The 15,830-nt window shown below is 49.3% G+C and carries 21 protein-coding genes; 3 read left to right on the forward strand and 18 right to left on the reverse strand.

Going from position 1 to position 15,830, the window contains the following annotated elements:
- The first annotated feature begins 1 nt into the window (after position 1).
- Positions 2–364, forward strand: a complete 363-nt coding sequence (locus ACQ5ES_RS11360) for a Na+/H+ antiporter subunit G (RefSeq protein WP_445016926.1) — start codon at positions 2–4, stop codon at positions 362–364.
- On the opposite strand, the gene ACQ5ES_RS11365 is transcribed toward ACQ5ES_RS11360, so the two are convergent.
- The 14 genes from ACQ5ES_RS11365 to queE all read right to left on the reverse strand — a co-directional run bounded on the left by ACQ5ES_RS11365 (position 361) and on the right by queE (position 10,226).
- Positions 361–1,095, reverse strand: coding sequence for a hypothetical protein (locus tag ACQ5ES_RS11365; protein WP_445016928.1), 735 nt, complete (start codon positions 1,093–1,095; stop codon positions 361–363). The genes ACQ5ES_RS11360 and ACQ5ES_RS11365 overlap by 4 nt on opposite strands.
- A complete protein-coding gene (locus ACQ5ES_RS11370) occupies positions 1,092–1,520 on the reverse strand; it encodes a hypothetical protein (RefSeq protein ID WP_445016930.1) in 429 nt (142 codons plus the stop codon). The genes ACQ5ES_RS11365 and ACQ5ES_RS11370 overlap by 4 nt, the downstream gene beginning before the upstream one ends.
- A 43-nt stretch (positions 1,521–1,563) precedes the next feature.
- On the reverse strand, positions 1,564–1,938 hold the full coding sequence (locus tag ACQ5ES_RS11375) for a DUF192 domain-containing protein (protein ID WP_445016932.1): 375 nt from the start codon (positions 1,936–1,938) through the stop codon (positions 1,564–1,566).
- A 9-nt stretch (positions 1,939–1,947) separates the two neighbouring features.
- Positions 1,948–2,739, reverse strand: a complete 792-nt coding sequence (locus ACQ5ES_RS11380) for a type II secretion system F family protein (protein ID WP_445016934.1) — start codon at positions 2,737–2,739, stop codon at positions 1,948–1,950.
- Entirely contained in the window at positions 2,726–3,589 is an 864-nt protein-coding gene (locus ACQ5ES_RS11385) for a type II secretion system F family protein (protein WP_445016936.1), read from the reverse strand. The genes ACQ5ES_RS11380 and ACQ5ES_RS11385 overlap by 14 nt, the downstream gene beginning before the upstream one ends.
- On the reverse strand, positions 3,579–4,766 hold the full coding sequence (locus ACQ5ES_RS11390; protein WP_445016938.1) for a TadA family conjugal transfer-associated ATPase: 1,188 nt from the start codon (positions 4,764–4,766) through the stop codon (positions 3,579–3,581). Before ACQ5ES_RS11390 ends, ACQ5ES_RS11385 begins: the two co-directional genes overlap by 11 nt.
- Positions 4,759–5,973: a type II and III secretion system protein family protein gene (locus tag ACQ5ES_RS11395; protein ID WP_445016940.1), complete on the reverse strand. Its 1,215-nt coding sequence runs from the start codon at positions 5,971–5,973 to the stop codon at positions 4,759–4,761. Before ACQ5ES_RS11395 ends, ACQ5ES_RS11390 begins: the two co-directional genes overlap by 8 nt.
- 1 nt (position 5,974) lies before the next feature.
- Positions 5,975–6,712, reverse strand: a complete 738-nt coding sequence (locus ACQ5ES_RS11400) for an SAF domain-containing protein (RefSeq protein WP_445016942.1) — start codon at positions 6,710–6,712, stop codon at positions 5,975–5,977.
- 3 nt (positions 6,713–6,715) lie between these two features.
- Positions 6,716–6,871 (reverse strand): hypothetical protein, encoded by a 156-nt coding sequence (locus ACQ5ES_RS11405; protein ID WP_445016944.1) that lies wholly within the window; start codon positions 6,869–6,871, stop codon positions 6,716–6,718.
- Between the two features lie 4 nt (positions 6,872–6,875).
- Positions 6,876–7,376, reverse strand: a complete 501-nt coding sequence (locus ACQ5ES_RS11410; RefSeq protein WP_445016946.1) for a hypothetical protein — start codon at positions 7,374–7,376, stop codon at positions 6,876–6,878.
- Complete coding sequence (locus ACQ5ES_RS11415) at positions 7,376–7,912, reverse strand: hypothetical protein (RefSeq protein ID WP_445016948.1); 537 nt, start codon at positions 7,910–7,912, stop codon at positions 7,376–7,378. The genes ACQ5ES_RS11410 and ACQ5ES_RS11415 overlap by 1 nt, the downstream gene beginning before the upstream one ends.
- Positions 7,905–9,101 carry a hypothetical protein gene (locus ACQ5ES_RS11420; RefSeq protein WP_445016950.1) on the reverse strand — a complete coding sequence of 399 codons (1,197 nt, stop codon included), beginning with the start codon at positions 9,099–9,101 and terminating at the stop codon, positions 7,905–7,907. The genes ACQ5ES_RS11415 and ACQ5ES_RS11420 overlap by 8 nt, the downstream gene beginning before the upstream one ends.
- Positions 9,101–9,379, reverse strand: a complete 279-nt coding sequence (locus ACQ5ES_RS11425) for a Flp family type IVb pilin (RefSeq protein WP_445016952.1) — start codon at positions 9,377–9,379, stop codon at positions 9,101–9,103. The genes ACQ5ES_RS11420 and ACQ5ES_RS11425 overlap by 1 nt, the downstream gene beginning before the upstream one ends.
- Positions 9,380–9,473: 94 nt before the next feature.
- Positions 9,474–10,226, reverse strand: a complete 753-nt coding sequence (queE, locus tag ACQ5ES_RS11430) for a 7-carboxy-7-deazaguanine synthase QueE (RefSeq protein ID WP_445016954.1) — start codon at positions 10,224–10,226, stop codon at positions 9,474–9,476.
- Positions 10,227–10,237: 11 nt separating this feature from the next.
- On the opposite strand from queE, the gene queC reads away from it, so the two are divergent.
- Complete coding sequence (gene queC, locus ACQ5ES_RS11435; RefSeq protein WP_445016956.1) at positions 10,238–10,894, forward strand: 7-cyano-7-deazaguanine synthase QueC; 657 nt, start codon at positions 10,238–10,240, stop codon at positions 10,892–10,894.
- A gap of 1 nt (position 10,895) precedes the next feature.
- Here queC and nagZ read toward each other — a convergent pair whose 3' ends face one another.
- Positions 10,896–11,906: a beta-N-acetylhexosaminidase gene (gene nagZ, locus ACQ5ES_RS11440; protein ID WP_445016958.1), complete on the reverse strand. Its 1,011-nt coding sequence runs from the start codon at positions 11,904–11,906 to the stop codon at positions 10,896–10,898.
- A 146-nt stretch (positions 11,907–12,052) separates the two neighbouring features.
- On the opposite strand from nagZ, the gene ACQ5ES_RS11445 reads away from it, so the two are divergent.
- A complete protein-coding gene (locus ACQ5ES_RS11445) occupies positions 12,053–13,381 on the forward strand; it encodes a S41 family peptidase (RefSeq protein WP_445016960.1) in 1,329 nt (442 codons plus the stop codon).
- On the opposite strand, the gene ACQ5ES_RS11450 is transcribed toward ACQ5ES_RS11445, so the two are convergent.
- From ACQ5ES_RS11450 to ACQ5ES_RS11460, 3 genes are read right to left on the reverse strand one after another with little or no spacing between them, the layout of a single operon-like run.
- Complete coding sequence (locus ACQ5ES_RS11450) at positions 13,378–14,130, reverse strand: ABC transporter ATP-binding protein (protein ID WP_445016962.1); 753 nt, start codon at positions 14,128–14,130, stop codon at positions 13,378–13,380. The two genes, ACQ5ES_RS11445 and ACQ5ES_RS11450, sit on opposite strands and share 4 nt — an antisense overlap.
- The gene (locus ACQ5ES_RS11455; RefSeq protein WP_445016964.1) at positions 14,127–15,080 is read right to left on the reverse strand and encodes a FecCD family ABC transporter permease; all 954 of its coding nucleotides are present in this window, start codon (positions 15,078–15,080) and stop codon (positions 14,127–14,129) included. The genes ACQ5ES_RS11450 and ACQ5ES_RS11455 overlap by 4 nt, the downstream gene beginning before the upstream one ends.
- The gene (locus ACQ5ES_RS11460) at positions 15,067–15,828 is read right to left on the reverse strand and encodes a substrate-binding domain-containing protein (protein WP_445016966.1); all 762 of its coding nucleotides are present in this window, start codon (positions 15,826–15,828) and stop codon (positions 15,067–15,069) included. Before ACQ5ES_RS11460 ends, ACQ5ES_RS11455 begins: the two co-directional genes overlap by 14 nt.
- Between the last annotated feature and the right edge of the window lie 2 nt (positions 15,829–15,830).

Raw genomic sequence — 15,830 nt, forward strand, 5'->3', positions numbered from 1 at the left:
TATGACCAACTTACCACTATGGGCAGATTTGCTGATTTCCTTTTTTATCGTGCTTGGCGCTAGCTTTGCCTTTATCGGTTCGCTTGGACTTTTACGCCTGCCTGATTTTATGGCGCGATTACACGCTCCCACTAAAAATACAACTCTTGGTGTAGGCGGGATTATCGTCGGCTCAATATTGTACTTTTCCATCACAGACTCATTAAGTCTGCACGAACTGCTGATTGCGATCTTCCTTTTCCTGACCGCACCAATAAGTGCACATCTACTTGCTAAAGCTGGTCTTCACCTCGAATTGGAGCTCAATGAAAATACCCAGGATTTACGCAAAAAGCCCGAGCAATACAGCGACAAGGACGACTAATCCCGGCAACCTCCACCAGTAGCAAGACAAGTGTTCATTAGTTGTTCCAGCTGTTCAAATTGGCGTAATGCACTGTCAAAGTCTTGCCCAGCAACGGTCGCTTCGTCAGCCCACAATCGTTCAATGTTCGCTGACGAAGCTCGCACCTCAGTAAAGTTAGAATAATTACTTAATTCTAACCGATCAGTATGAATAACCCCGCCGATACGGAGAAGTCCGATGATATTATGTTGATTGAAATTAAGATCAGTATAGAAACGATCATTATAATCAGCTTCACGAGGCAAAAAACTCTCAGAAAAATACCAATTATCTACTGTGGATACGGCAAGTTTTAGATTCCCGAAATTACCAAGACTCATGTACGGTGCATACTCTGAACTAAGAGTTGCTAACACATGCTCGGGCAAACCATAAATATCTAGTTGGAATTCATTTTGCAGCAGTCCATAGCCGTTAATATTTAAATCACTGTAGCCTGTTGTACCGTCCGGTAACCTGAGATCATAGGCGAAAGCTAAAATACTAGCGCTTAACGGAACTCGCCCGTACTTGAACGAATACGCAATCACTGCCTTTTGCCAAAAAACAAGAATCTCTTGATAACGTTGATGTTCAAGACTTTCCCGGCGTTGCTCATTTAGCGGAGTCGGTGCATAACTCCACACTAGAGCCATTAAGGTCAACATCAACACGACGATTGGAAGGACAAATCCGCGTCCCCTAATCATTGCTTTGTACTCTCAAGTTGCGCACTGCGTTGCAGCGTTAATAAAGTCTGCAGCAATAGCGAATAGTTTGCCTGTAGCTCTGTAGGCACTGCGCCAGCGTCAAGCGCAGCATAGCTCTGCCCCGTAAGCAACAGCTCTGACGCCAGACGTAAGTGGATTGCGGCTGAGTTAAACCAGATCTCAAGCTGCTCAGGTTGATTCTGCCGACACCCACGAAAACTCCGCAATGCAGCTTCGTACTCGTGTTGCCGGAAATAAATAGAACCCAAATAGCAAGACGCTTGGGGGTCAGCAATAGGTGGCTCCGCTAACTTGCGTAACAGTCCTTGCGCAAGATGATAGTCGCCCTGCTGGTAGGCCTGCATCGCAACCGCTCGTTGTTGCTCAGTATTTACCGTGAGTTCATGCTTCAGTTCTGACGTCATCTGACACCCTCCTAAAAACAACAAGCCCAACATGAATAAAGGCTTAGTCCGCGCCATCGTCGACCTCCTTTTCTTCAAATTGCAACTGTCGTCCACACCATTGTTCCAATGGATAAGGGAAACCTGATTCACATTCGATAATTGACCGTGTGCCACGCAGCCGTATCATCATCCCTGGTTGCACATTGCGACGCACTTCAACAATCCGTTGCTGTGCGTCGAGTCCAACAATATCCATTGCAAAGTGCATGCCCCAGCTATGCACGGCAGTGCAACTTGGAAACCAATACGCTTGTCCACATGGCAACCCATGCTGCATAAGCAAACCTACCAAACGTTGCGGAAAACTTGTAAGTACTTTTACTTCTCGCCAAACGCAAAAGCGCTCCGGCTCCAGAATAAAACGTCCTTGTTTCATTATTCGTCCTTATTGAGATTGCATGTACCCGATAAAAATCGGTCCTAAAATAAGTAAAAAACTGACCGGAAAAAAACAGGTCACGAGCGGTAATAACAACTTTACACCTATCTCTTGGGCTAATTTTTCCGCCTCAAGCTGCTGCTCAGTACGAGCTTGTTCTGCCTGTGCACTCAACGTTGCTGCTAGTGTGCCGCCGGTGAATTGAGCTTGCAGCACTGCGGCTACAAAAACATTGGTCAGACTATGCGGCATACGTAGTTTCAGTTCTGCAAGGCCCTCTTCAATCCTAATTCCCGCTTGCAGCTGTTGGTGCAGCATACGCAACTGAACTAAGGCAATAGCGTCTCCCTGTAGGGCAGTTAAAGCGTGTAACGCGGCACGAAAAGACAATCCCGCATGCAACAACATAGCCAACATATCTAAGCAAGCGGGCCATTGTTGACTAAATCTGCGGAGTTGCAAACGACGACTGTTGCGCCGTTTTAAAAGCAGCAGCATTACGCCGCCGAGAATAGCCAGACGCACCACACCCGGTAATGGCAAAACCAGACAGATACTGATAACTATAGCGGCGGCTAACTGCCGCAAAAGGACATCCACAGGTTCAATAAAAGCATCTTGTGATTTCGCATAAGCCTGTAACCACCGTTGCCAAGCCAGGGGCAAATAAGCAAGTAGCTTGCTCAACAATGAACGGCAATACGCTCGAGTCGGATCCTGAATTATCAGTAAAAAAGTTAATAGTAGGGTCCCCAGAGCGACCAGCAGAAGCAGCAAACGCCAATCAACTATCATCATTGAAACGCCCCATTATTCTGCGCGTCAGCAGCAAACCGATCATCATCAGACACCCCGCAAGAAGAAGTAACAATTGCCCGTTCTTGGTGCTCAGAAGTATGGTTTTTGATTGTTCCTGCACGGCGCCAATAGCAAAGAATAGTCCTATGGGTAAAACAAACATGATTTTACCCTGCAACCGTGCTTGTGCCGAAAGGCTTAACATACGTTCTTTTGCATACTGTTGCTGTTGTATCGCCCTCGCCATACGCTCTAGCATTTGCACTTGTTGGCCACCATACTTATTGCCGGTTGCTAAGGAAAAGGTAAAGAAACGTACTATGGGTGACGGTGCCCGCCGGTAAAAGTCATTTAGGGCCATAGCCAGACTGTCTCCCGTCCGTTGCCGTTGTACCAATAGCCAAAACTCGGTCTTTAACGGCGAGGCTAGTTGCTGGGACGCCAGTTCAATTGCCGGTGTTAAACTAAGCCCTGCCTGTAAGCTGTTGGCCAAAAGCTGCAGAGCATTCGGTAATTGTTTCTCGACTCGCTGCCGCCGGCGTCTAAAGAGGTAGCTCCGCAACCAGGGTAAACAGGAAAAATAACCGCAACTTGCAATAGTCACCCACCACCAGTTATCAAAAATCAGCAAGCTAGCAACTGCTACTGGCAACGCAGTAATGAGCAAAACTGACCAAAACAGCCGTGCCGGAATAAATATTAAAAAGGCGGCAAGTGACGATTCAGCGTCGCGTTCAATACTGCGGCCGATTTCCCGAAACGGCTGACGCATGACAACCCATAGCAAGCTGCCAACCGCAAGCACGGTTAAGATAACCATTAGCACAAGCTGCCAAAATTTAACTTCCACGATGCCGCCCCCACTCCGAACCAATTCCGGTGCTTTGTAGCTGTTCATTGCGCCACTGAAACAGAGGGCTTATCTGGTAGGCTTGAGTTTCGAGACCAACCACTTCACTTATCGCGGTAATCACACGTCGCCCATCGGATAGTCGTGCAATTTGTACAACAACTTGGATGGCACTGGCGATTTGTTGGCGAATAGCTGTGAGCGGCATATCGAATCCTGCTAACATCACCATCACCTCTAACCGCTGCAAAGCTTCTCGCGGACTGTTGGCATGCAAGGTCGTCAATGACCCCTCATGCCCGGTATTCATCGCTTGCAACATATCAAGCGCTTCGGCTCCCCGGCATTCACCCACCACAATTCTGTCTGGCCGCATCCGCAGGGCGTTAATCAACAACTCACGAATTGTTACTAAACCACGACCTTCAGCATTGGCCGGTCGTGCCTCAAGCGAAATAAGGTTGGCGTGTTGTAATTTTAATTCTGCCGCGTCTTCGATCGTAATTATTCGCTGGCTTTCAGGCACCTCACCAGCGAGCAAATTAAGTAGAGTGGTTTTACCTGTACCTGTACCACCAACGATCAGCACATTCTTTCGAGCTTCGATCATTTCCCTCAGATACGCTACAGCAGGCTCACTAATGGCGTTGACTCGTAATAAATCACTAAAGCTGATAGCTCGTCGCGCAAATTTACGAATCGTCAAACAAGCTCCTCGTAAGGCTAATGGCGCGATGACCGCATTAACACGTGAACCATCGGGAAGACGGGCATCAACCATGGGTTGCGCACTATCAATTCGACGCCCCAATGGTAAAACGATGCGTTCAACTATTTGCAGCAACTCTTCTTCACTACGAAATCTAATGTCAGTCGCTACTAACTGCCCAGCTCGCTCGATGAATACTGAACTGAAATGATTCACCATTATTTCGCTTATGCTATCGTCGCTAAGCAACGGGCTGAGTGGCCCAAAGCCGATACAAGTCTCAACCACTTCACGTAGCAGATCGAGTTGCTGTTGGTTTGGGTTTGAACCTTGGTGCTGAACTATATGAGCCTTTAACAAGTCTTCCGCGAATTCTCTAAGATTTGCGGTGGTGCCCAAATCTCGATGTAGTGTCGCCCGTTGGATCTGCGATTTCAGCACTTGAATGAGTTCGTTTTTTTCAATCATGATCTCCCCCTCCATGGAAAAAAGGTTCAAGCAATCCGGTGCAACCCACGGTTCGACGAAAAGCATTTATCTGCTGCTTTACGTTTTTCGCGCGGGCTCGTTGGTCCTCAGCGTCACTTGCTAATTTCGGTGTGACCATAATTAACAAATCAGTTTCGGCGCGGCGAAATTGTTTCGAAGCAAACAGTGCACCTAGCACAGGTAGATTGTGTAGCGCCGGAAAGCGATCTGCCTGCTGAGCTTGCTCATGCTGCATCAGGCCCGAGAGGATCAGTGTCTCGCCCGCGGCAACCACCAATGTTGAAGCAACCTTTCGAGTTAGCAGTCCAGGAATACCGTTGACTGCAGTGGCCGGATCAATTGAGCTCATTTCAGCTACCAAACTGGTTTGAATCTGACCATTAGCGAGCAATTGCGGTGCCACACGCAGTTGAATTCCATAAGGCCGAAAGCTGACATCCTGCAAGCCCTGCGCCAGCACCTGAGGTACCGGAAACTCTCCACCCACTAAAAAGTCTGCCTCGCCACCGCTCACCGCCGACAATGTCGGTGTGGCAAGCAGTCGCGCCTGCCCTTCACGTTCCATTACATCAATCGTTGATTGCGCACTTAATGGCAGATGTAACCACTGGCCAACATCTTCTATCAATGGTCCATTAATATGAGCGGGCCAACGGATACCAAGGTGACGAGCAAAGGAGCGTTTCACTTCCGCTATGCGAACCTCAACAACTAACATAGCCCGCTGTTGCTCGCCGATGAATTCGATCTGTGAGATAAGTTTTGGATGCCGACTCAACAGTTCATCCACTTGCGCTTGGTGTTGTACATCAAGCTGCCCACTAATACTAACCAGCGCATCATGGTGATGGATTTTCAACTGCGGAAAACTGCGCTGTAATGCGATCAACTCCAGTTTTAGGCGCTGATCGATAGGCGCTCGCACCCTTATACGATGACTGGCAAGCAAACTATTTTCAGTAAAAAGTAAAATTTCGGTGGTGCCGGTTTGCTTTCCGGTTACCACGATAGAGCCCTGATCGAGTTGCTGGTAACCCACAATTCCTTCATTAGTAATGACTACTTCATCCACCTTATCCAGCTGCCAGACCAACGACTCGTGGGCATTGATTTCATGGATTTCCGGTTCCGCTTGCAACGCAAAACACACAACTAACAAGACCAGCACAAGACACTGTTTTAGCATTTTATATATCCCCGCCGTTAATTGTATAAACTCTTATTAGTCGCTGTTCCGGCAAGGTCGGATAGTCGGATTCTGGGTGCTGTAACCAAATTGCGTAACCGCTGTTACGAATTTTCTCGAACGCTACAGCCTGTGCTGCTTTTAAGCGAAACGTGAGGGTACTGGCAAGCCCCTGATGCCAGGCTTCATTGGTGGCATTGTCGATAGCGATAATTTCCACATTAGCAATACTCGTGAGCTGACTCTCTGGCGCTGAGCCAGAACCAAACTGTTGCGCGACGATACTGACGCGATTACCTATCGCCAGCAGGCCATGATGAATTTGATCGATGCCGACTGTCGCAGTAACGGCGTATTCACCAGCCTGCAGCACATCACTGAAAGAGGCCCGGCGAGCTTGTTGCAATGCGCTTAGGGTTGCAGGCTCCCCTCGACTAACAAAGTGCTGCGTCACATTGCCAACAATTGCCATAGCATCTTGCGGGCGAAGCCAATCTTCACTGATATAATCAGGCGGGTACTTGCGCTGTTGAAGATCATCCAAACTCACCGTGTGCCCTTGCTCCAGATCCGTTCGGAAAACCAGTACCCACTCCATCGCAGCACTTCGCTGCTGTTCCCTGGCTCGCGATTGTTGTTCAACATAAACGGCCATTAATTGATAGCTAGCTATTACCAACGCCATCACCAGCAACAGTAATAAACTCAGCGTCCATTTCAGTTTCAGTTGCACTCCCATAACTCAACTCACCCACGGATTGAGCAAGAACTGCTGCCAAACGGCGTTATAAACTAGCATCCAGCTCATCACCATATACTCCAGCCACACCAACAAAGTTTGTTCCTTGACCGTCACCGGAACGATAACGATAAGTAGTAGTGCTAAGCTGACGATCATTAACTCAAAACTTGCTTGCCCTGACTGCAAGTGCAGATACCACCAACGTTTGTCCACCCTGCGGGTACAAAAAAAGTTCTTCTGTCGGGTGTTGCATCGATAAATGAAACCTTCCATGGTCTAACTCCAAAAGACGCGGCGCGCGGCCGCGATGACGAAATTCAACAAATTGCAAAAGCTGCGTGGGATGTTGTTTAGATAAGTAAACGCTTAACACTTGTCCCTCACTGAGCAGTTGCTGTAACTGTTTTCCACGCCAGTTGCTGTGGGTGAACGACGACCGTTTTGCGGTGGCAGAAAATTGCGTAAGCCAATAGTCATTCTGTTGCTTTTGCAACAACCACATTTTGCCCTGATGCTCACACCAAAAACCGACTGCTGGTAGCTCTTGTACATCGCACCCCAACACAGTTAGCTGTGGTTGTTGTGGATGGCTAATCCGCCAGGTCACATGACTCGGCTGCTGTGCTAATAGCTCTCCCTGCCAATTCAGCGGTAAGTCCATCAGCGACATCCTTGACTACTAGCGCAGGCAACCTCAGCTGGCGTCGCATCCGCATTCACATAGCCCCACCGAAGCTGCTCCGGTGCAAACTCCTCCGTAAAATGCAGCCAACCAAGTAAGCGCTGCAGTTGCGGCATGCCAAGGTCATTGAGCTTCGTTACCGGGGTAAGAAATTCCACACGCTGGGTCAAATCCGCTGCTTGTTGAGGCTGCCACGCATCAGTGATGCGAGCCATCGCAACGTATTTTTCGTCGGCTTCCAACTGACGCAAATTATCATTACTCAGTGTTAATTTGGTCAGTTGCGTTATCGGCGCGAGCACTGATTGTGCCCGCTCAGCAAATGCGTAATCATCACTTTGCAGCAGTTGCGGATCTGGTCTAGTTCGCCATATAAGCTTACGACTCTCATCTATGCGTTGCTGCTGCGCGACGTTGGTCGGATGGATCACGTCTTGTAATAAAGTCATAAGCAACGCAAGCAGCATTAAAATTCCAATACTCTCGATTAGCGCCTGACCATCGTGTCTAGTCATTTTCTGCTCCATTACGTAAGGTTGCGAGTAACAGCTTTTCGGTCAGGGTTAGCGACATTAATTCCGGCTGCCACAACGAGTTAAACAAATTTGCCTGCTCCTGTTTGCCATCTGTTCGCGGGAATAACTTCGCTGGGCGAGAGAAATATACCCCCGCTTTTGCCGTCACATCATTGAGTGAAACGATAACTTGTGGCCAATCATCCGGTTTAAGATCATCAGTACGATTGAAGTAGCTGAACTGTCTTGCAGTGGTCGTCAGGCTCGTCTGTAACGACTCTGCCCAATCCGTCGTCAGCGGATTAATTCGCGGTGACTCACCGAAGTCTTTGTTCCTGTAGTCTTGTACTCGGTTACCTAGGTAGCTCAAGCCATCGCCCCAAGGCAGCTCCTCCGAGTCGAGCAAGCCGGAGATATGTACCGCAACAGTATCCATGGACTGCCAACTCCAACGCCCTTGTTTATCATTTTTTAAGCGCGCCCCACCCGCTTTTCGGATACTTACTTGAACCGCTGTCAGCCATCGATAACTGCGACGGCGACTAAAACCATCGAGACTTGCCAACATCAAGTTTTTTGCGAGCATTTGATCTTTACCTGAGTGCTGTGGCGGCACGTAAGTCCACCACAACCAAGGTAGTGGCACTAGTCCGGGGGCATGTAACACTTGCCAATCCGCCTGCTTAAGATCATGACGAGCCAAAACTTCGCTGAGGGTTCGAGGTATTTCCAAACTGAAACTGAGTCGGGCAAACCACTGTGTCGCGCGCAGCGCGGTAGTGATTAATGCTTGGAAATAAATTGCCCCGCGGAGGACTGTAGCAAGCGGCTGTTCCAGCTGTCGGATGGTTTGTGAAATTTGTCGGGTGACCGCATTAAGATAAGGGATCCAACTCGAAATGGTGGCGCTGCGATCAGCCACATCACGCATCATCAGGTACCAACTATAGATTCCAGCTAACTGTGCTAAGGTCAGCTCATTGGCAAGCAACGCTCGATTAATTAGCGCCAGCAAATTCAACTCCCGCGCCAGCAACGTCGCAGCCGAGCTCGCCATATTATCGGCAACGCTCTGCTCATACCAGGTTGCACGAAGCGTTGCGCTCCCCTGCATGACTCCCATAGTTAACACCATTAATGCAGCAAGGACCGGCAGGAACCAAGCGCTAGTGTAGCCGCGAGCTCGCATTAGTTGTCACCGGATTCCGTAGCTTCGTCATAGTTACCGAGAGTGACATCCTGTCGCGCCACGGTACCTGAGCGTCGCGCTGCTGAGCGCGCCTGGTTCAGTTGTTGCGATGAGCTTTGCCCGCTCACTTCATGGGCAATACCGGAAACCTGATTGCGCACCGTCTTGCCGAGCAACGAATAGACACCGATAGCAGCGACAGCAATGAGCGCAACAATAATGATGTATTCGGTCATTCCTTGACCACGAGTGTATAAAAGAGAACTTCCCTGTTGCATAACGCCTCCTTGCAAAAAGTTTAATCAAGCTGTTGAGTCAGCTCTTAAACTATAGTGCAGGGATTATGCTGGCAGGAGATATGGGAGAAGTAACTTACTCTATATTGAGATACTTATGCAGCTGTACTGATAAACGCCAGTTGCGTGCTATGCAGGTTTCGATCGCCAGTTGCGTTGCCCGCGGACGCTGCGATATCGGCTGCAGAGAAATGATTGCCCCGGCTCGCGGCGGACACCTTTGTAAGAGGTTGTCCAGCGCATCAATGTGTTTTTGCATGGCAATCGGATGCTTGATCTCGTTCGTTCTTTGCATACAGTCAGGACGCACTAAATAGCCCCCCGGCATATCCAACTTCGGAGAAACCGTAACCCAAGTGGCTGCAGTAATTTGCAAGGCAAAGGTTCCGCTCGTTTCAATCTGCAGTTGATACCCAGCGTGCTCCAACACCTGACCTAGTTCACGTAAGTCATACATCGCCGGTTCACCACCGGTGATCACAACATGCTTTGCTTTAAACCCTTGCTCAGCAAACAGTTGAAGCAATTGCTGCGCAGACAATTCTGCCCAAGCAGCACTTGCTTCAGTTTTTTTAAGCATAACCTGTGCATCGACTTGTGCCGCCGGCGACTTCTCCCAGGTGTGTTGCGTATCACACCAAGGACAGCCGACAGGACAGCCCTGTAGACGCAGGAACACCGCCGGCGTACCGGTATAAACGCCTTCACCCTGAATGGTTTCAAATAATTCATTGACTGGATAAAGAGTAGTAATGGGATTCGTCCTGATTTGCGGTAAACTATAGGCCTTATTGTACCGCAAGTTGCTAGCGAAAAAAGCAGTAATCATGGAGCTCTGTTATGGCGAAAGTAGTCGTTATTTATTCTGGTGGAATGGATTCATTTACCGTACTCAACCGTGCTATACGGGAGGGACACGATGTACACGCCCTATCCTTTAATTATGGTCAACGTCATGTGAAAGAGCTCGATGTTGCTGCGAGAGTCACCTCTGAACTAGGTGTACCTCACAAAATTGTGGACATAACGTCAATCAATGAACTACTTACCAGCTCGCTCACTTCGTCTGACGATGCGATTCCGGAAGGCCATTATGAAGAAGATTCAATGAAATCTACCGTGGTTCCCAATCGCAATATGATCTTATTGTCATTAGCGATCGGTTATGCCGTATCACTTGAAGCAAACGCTGTTTACTATGGTGCTCATTCCGGGGACCATGCGATCTATCCTGACTGTCGTCCGGAGTTTGTAAAACGCATGAATGATGTCAGTTTAATTGCCAACTATGAACCGATCGCTATCGAAGTGCCTTACCTTGAGAATAACAAGGCTCAAATCCTCGCTGACGGCTTAGCTATGGGACTTGATTACAGTCAAACATGGACCTGCTACAACGGTCGTCATCAGGCGTGTGGTAAATGCGGGGCTTGTGTCGAACGCCTGGAAGCTTTCACTGCCAACCAGACGCGTGACCCTTTACCCTACGAAAAGTAACTTAAAAACGCTCTAGCAAGCTTTGCGCTTGATGCCATCGAGGATGATTGTGTAGTGTCTGCCAGCCTAGTCCAGCGCATTTGGCAAGTTGTTCGTAGCACCGATTGGCACGTTTTTCTGCTTCGGTAAAACGTGGCTCGAGGGCCTCGAGTACAGCGCTTGCGCCGGCGCGATCATTGCAAGCCAAAACCATATCACAGCCTGCGTTTAGGGCGGCAATAGCACGCTCTGGCATAGTTCCAGCGGCAGTAGCAGCGGCCATCGCGAGATCGTCACTGAAGATGACGCCTTTGAAGCCTAGCTGAGCACGCAAGATATTTTGCAACCAACGCTCAGAAAATCCGGCAGGTTGATCATCAACGGCGGGGTAGATCACGTGCGCAGGCATCACTGCATCAAGACAGTTCGCCAACTCAATAAATGGCGGTAAATCCGTCGCTAAAATATCTTCCCAAGCGCGCTCATCGACCGGCATTGCAATATGCGAGTCTGCCTGCACCGAACCGTGTCCAGGAAAATGTTTCCCCGTAGCCTTCATACCCGCTTGGTGCATGCCTTTAATAAAACCACGCGCAAGTAAAGTCACCTGCTCGGCAGTTGACGCAAAGGCACGTTCTCCAATAACCTCGCTGATCCCATTAACATCGAGTACAGGCGCAAAACTAAGATCGATATCCATAGTGAGAATTTCACTCGCCATCAACCAGCCTAACTCTTGAGCCATGTGTTGAGCATGTTCAAAGTTATCGGCTTGCTCCACAATTTGTCCCATTGCCGGGATGGTAGAAAAGCCTTGGCGGAAACGCTGTACTCGCCCGCCTTCATGATCGACCGCTAGTATTAACGGGTTTCTTGCTGCAGCTCGAGTTTGTCGCACTAACTCATTTAACTGATCGATATCGGCGAAGTTGCGCGTGAAGTAAATCACTCCACCCACCGCAGGGTGCGCTAACAGCTCTCGCTCTTCGCTCGTGATTTCGGTGCCCTGCAGATCGATCATTACTGCTGTCATATATGCTACTCACACTACCTTGATGAAACCAAGCTGGCAGTTTGCCAAAAATTCACCAGCACGTCACTAGACAATTTACTGGCACTGGACTTACGCCGCCGGAGCGAATATAACAATGTCTTGGATCATGTTATCGAGGTTATCTTATGCAACCCAATATCCTGCTAGTTCGAATCAAAGCAGTAACACTACTACTTGCTTCCAGCCTGCTCATAAGTTGCGGCGGTGGTGGTAATGACGATAGCTCAACCGGCGGCAATGGCGGAGGTTCCAGCAGCTGTTCGGTGATTGAGCAAAATCGTTATTTCCTCGATTACATGAGAGAGAATTATTTTTGGTATGAAGACATTCCAAGCGCAATTAATCCTGACGATTATGCGTCGGTCTATACGCTCCTCGACGCTATCCGAAGCGACAATGATCGCTTCAGCTATATTTTGACAGAACAGGAGTATCAGGACAGATTCGTCAACGCCGAATACATTGGCTTCGGCTTTTCCACCCGAATGATTGACGATCAGGTATTTATCAACTACGTTTTCGACGCATCCCCTGCAGCGCAAGCCGGTATCAGACGCGCCGATGAGATTACGGCAATCGATGGCGTTTCAGTCGCCTCGTTAATCGCTAGCGGTAATTACAGTCAAGCCTTCGGTCCAAGCGATATTGGAGTTACGAGAGAACTAAGTTGGCGCCGTCCTGATGGTAGTGAGTTCACAGAAATTCTGACTAAGACCGAAGTTGACACCAACACAGTGCTGGCAACTGAACGCTTCCAGATCGGCGACCGCGATATTGGCTATTACGTATTGAACAGCTTTATTGGTCGCACCGGTGAAGATTTGAATCAAGCCTATAATACGTTTGCTGGAGTGGATGAGTTAATTATTGATGTGCGCTACAACGGTGGTGGCTTAATTCGTTACGCCAATCAAGCCGCAACCCAAGCGGCCGGCAACAACGTCATTGGTCATCCGTTCGTATCATTACGTTTCAATGATAAAAATAGCGATAGTAATTACACGGCATTATTTGAGCTTATCGATGGAATTCAACAGCTTGACCTCAACCGCGTGTTCGTACTCACTACAGCATCCAGTTGTTCGTCCTCTGAGCTTATTATCAATGGGTTAACACCTTTTATCGATGTGGTGGTAGTCGGCCAGACGACGTGTGGCAAGCCCGTCGGTCAATCGCCCGATCCATTTTGCGACAAACGCAGTTTTGTAATTAATTTTGAAACTGTGAACGCCAATGGTGAAGGACGTTATTTCGACGGTATACCTGCCGATTGCGCCGCCAGTGACATTTTAGTTGGAGATTGGGGAGTGAATGGTGATCCTTTACTAGACGAGGCTAAGTACTACATCGCCAACAACAGTTGCAGTGCCGTAGGTCAGGTCAGCCTGCAAACCCTAACCCAGAGCGAAGAAAAGCGCCATCCTTTACTCGAGCAATGGGCACGCGAACACTAAGATTTAGAGTTTTCTAGCAGGCTAGGTAGCAAGGTCACGCCATCTTCGGTGCAGAGCCACCGCGCCTTAATTTTGTAGGCTTGAGCGAGGTTGGCATCGGTGAGTACCGTTGCCGGCGTACCTTGCGCCAACAGCTCTCCGTGATCCAACAGCAGCAAGCGGTCACAGTACCGTGCAGCTAAACCTAAATCATGCATGGCGATGGTGACCAATTTTCCCTGTTCCGCTTGCTCGCGCAAAATTGCCATCACTTGTAGTTGATAATAGAGATCAAGGCTCGCGGTGGGTTCATCACAAATCAGCCAGGGTTGGTCGCCGAGTAACGCCCGAGCGATGTGCACCCGACGTTGCTCGCCACCTGACAACTGATTTACCCCACGCTCGAGAAAAGCTTCAATCCTTAAGGTTTGAACCACCCGCAGCAACTCGGTATCAGGCGAACTTATCTGCAGATTCACTAGCCCTGCCCGCAAGAAATGGCGAACGCTAACCGCCGCCTCCACATTCGGAGCTTGCGGTAAGTAACCTAGCAACTGCCGTTGCTCGATGGCGCTGATCTGACTCATATGACTACCGCCAAACCTCAGCTGTCCTGAGCTTGGCGCCAACAGACCACAAAGCAGTTGCAGCAAGGTGCTTTTACCAGCTCCATTTGCGCCCAGCACACCGACTAATTCACCCGGCTGCGCAGTAAAGCTAACGTGCTGAAGCCGCTCGAAATAACCTAAGTTGTTTACTTCCAGGGTCATAGTCGTGCTTGCCTCATCAATAAATAGACTAACCAGGGGGCGCCAATAAAAGCAGCTACTACTCCCAGTTGGAGCTCGACTGTCGTTGGTACAAGTTTGACGATTGCATCAATAATCAACAACAAAGCTCCCCCGCCAAGACCACTTAAAAGCATCAACTGTGGCGGTCGATGCTCACCCACCAAGCGCGCCAGGTGCGGAGCAAGTAGTCCGATAAAGCTGATCACACCAGCGGTCACCACTGATGCTGAAATTAATAAGGTGACACTCGCCAACACCCACCATGCCGACCAGTTTTGGCGAAAACCAAGACTCGCAAGGGTATGCTGATCAAAAATATGTGCATTTATAAAATTTCTCTGCCACGTCAACACAGCGAATGCAACAACCATACTCGGTAGTAGCAAATACACTTGCTCCCAGCCACGATTCGCCACCGACCCGAGCAACCACAGACTCCACTCCAAATAAGCGAATGGATTGGGTGCCAAGTTGAGTACTAAGGCCAGCAAGGCACCACAAAACGAAGCCACGGCCACCCCTGCTAAAATCAGTCGTAATCCACTGGTATGCCCACCAGCGATAAGCCACAACGCGAGCAGGCTTAATAAGCCACCCAACATTCCGACTAAAGGCAACAGGCCATTCACCGGCAAACTTAATCCGGTATACAGCACAAGTACTATGGCTAATGCACTGCCCCCAGCGACGCCAGTAATACCGGGCTCAGCCAGAGGATTGCGAAACATCACCTGCAGTACTGCGCCAGCAACACCTAGTGCCATGCCGTTTAACATTGCCAGCACCGCTCGTGGTAGACGAATATCAAATAAGATGACAGCAGCGGCATCGCCAAGATACCGATAGCCCCAACCGCTGCTCCCCATTAATAAGTGCACAACCAGCAACACCAAGCAGGCCAGGCATAGCACTAAACTATAGCGGCGCATCAGCTAACTCCTTAGCTAAACCGTTATGCAAAATTCTCAGATACTCGATAGCGCGACTGTCGGCACAACTGCTGAGGTCACCCGCAACCTCGATCACCCGGCGTTGCGCTAGCCAGTCTTGTAAGCCATCATGCCAGAGCCAATCGTGAGCGCGCGCGTAGCGATCTGAGAAGCCTTCCAGGATGACTGTACTCGGGTTACTTTGCAGAACATCTTCAAGGCTCAGACGTACTAAATCATTTTCCCCTGATAGCGCTGAAAGGCGCACACCCTGCCCCTCTAACAACTGATAAATCCAACTTTTACGTCCCCAAGTAAAACCATTCGGCATCAGCACCAAGGTCTCATTTAGGCCATTTAGATTAAGCTCTTGCAGCGCTTGTTCCTGAGTTCTCAGCCAAGCTTCTGCATTTGATGATTGCTTGAGTTCTGCGCCCAGGCGGAGTACCGCAGCACGCCAGTCCTGCCAGTTGGCAACATAGGGCATGGTGGTTAATTGCGTGTGTTCTTGTAACGCCAGACGTAACTGACGTCCGACAAAGCTCCCGGCTACGACCCGATCAGGTTCGAGCGCAAGAACCTGCTCCAGGCGATTACCATGGTCACTGGAAGGGATCACGTGCCAAGCGTGTTCAACCCATTGCGGTAACCAATCGTCAAAGCAGGGGTTTATACTTACCAGACGCTGGTTAGCTGCCGTAGCTGTAGCGCTAACCAGCAGCGCAATTAGCGCTAGCCAATACATCACCT

It is taken from the genome of Pseudidiomarina xizangensis (genome assembly GCF_052541995.1).

Excerpts from the sequence above, each read along its gene's own strand:
- ACQ5ES_RS11360 (WP_445016926.1), top strand. The coding sequence starts at position 2 with ATGACCAACTTACCACTATGGGCAGATTTGCTGATTTCCTTTTTTATC.
- ACQ5ES_RS11365 (WP_445016928.1), bottom strand. The coding sequence starts at position 1,095 with ATGATTAGGGGACGCGGATTTGTCCTTCCAATCGTCGTGTTGATGTTG.
- ACQ5ES_RS11370 (WP_445016930.1), bottom strand. The coding sequence starts at position 1,520 with ATGACGTCAGAACTGAAGCATGAACTCACGGTAAATACTGAGCAACAA.
- ACQ5ES_RS11375 (WP_445016932.1), bottom strand. The coding sequence starts at position 1,938 with ATGAAACAAGGACGTTTTATTCTGGAGCCGGAGCGCTTTTGCGTTTGG.
- ACQ5ES_RS11380 (WP_445016934.1), bottom strand. The coding sequence starts at position 2,739 with ATGATGATAGTTGATTGGCGTTTGCTGCTTCTGCTGGTCGCTCTGGGG.
- ACQ5ES_RS11390 (WP_445016938.1), bottom strand. The coding sequence starts at position 4,766 with ATGATTGAAAAAAACGAACTCATTCAAGTGCTGAAATCGCAGATCCAA.
- ACQ5ES_RS11395 (WP_445016940.1), bottom strand. The coding sequence starts at position 5,973 with ATGCTAAAACAGTGTCTTGTGCTGGTCTTGTTAGTTGTGTGTTTTGCG.
- ACQ5ES_RS11400 (WP_445016942.1), bottom strand. The coding sequence starts at position 6,712 with ATGGGAGTGCAACTGAAACTGAAATGGACGCTGAGTTTATTACTGTTG.
- ACQ5ES_RS11405 (WP_445016944.1), bottom strand. The coding sequence starts at position 6,871 with ATGATCGTCAGCTTAGCACTACTACTTATCGTTATCGTTCCGGTGACG.
- ACQ5ES_RS11410 (WP_445016946.1), bottom strand. The coding sequence starts at position 7,376 with ATGGACTTACCGCTGAATTGGCAGGGAGAGCTATTAGCACAGCAGCCG.
- ACQ5ES_RS11415 (WP_445016948.1), bottom strand. The coding sequence starts at position 7,912 with ATGACTAGACACGATGGTCAGGCGCTAATCGAGAGTATTGGAATTTTA.
- ACQ5ES_RS11420 (WP_445016950.1), bottom strand. The coding sequence starts at position 9,101 with ATGCGAGCTCGCGGCTACACTAGCGCTTGGTTCCTGCCGGTCCTTGCT.
- ACQ5ES_RS11425 (WP_445016952.1), bottom strand. The coding sequence starts at position 9,379 with ATGCAACAGGGAAGTTCTCTTTTATACACTCGTGGTCAAGGAATGACC.
- queE (WP_445016954.1), bottom strand. The coding sequence starts at position 10,226 with ATGATTACTGCTTTTTTCGCTAGCAACTTGCGGTACAATAAGGCCTAT.
- queC (WP_445016956.1), top strand. The coding sequence starts at position 10,238 with ATGGCGAAAGTAGTCGTTATTTATTCTGGTGGAATGGATTCATTTACC.
- nagZ (WP_445016958.1), bottom strand. The coding sequence starts at position 11,906 with ATGACAGCAGTAATGATCGATCTGCAGGGCACCGAAATCACGAGCGAA.
- ACQ5ES_RS11445 (WP_445016960.1), top strand. The coding sequence starts at position 12,053 with ATGCAACCCAATATCCTGCTAGTTCGAATCAAAGCAGTAACACTACTA.
- ACQ5ES_RS11450 (WP_445016962.1), bottom strand. The coding sequence starts at position 14,130 with ATGACCCTGGAAGTAAACAACTTAGGTTATTTCGAGCGGCTTCAGCAC.
- ACQ5ES_RS11455 (WP_445016964.1), bottom strand. The coding sequence starts at position 15,080 with ATGCGCCGCTATAGTTTAGTGCTATGCCTGGCCTGCTTGGTGTTGCTG.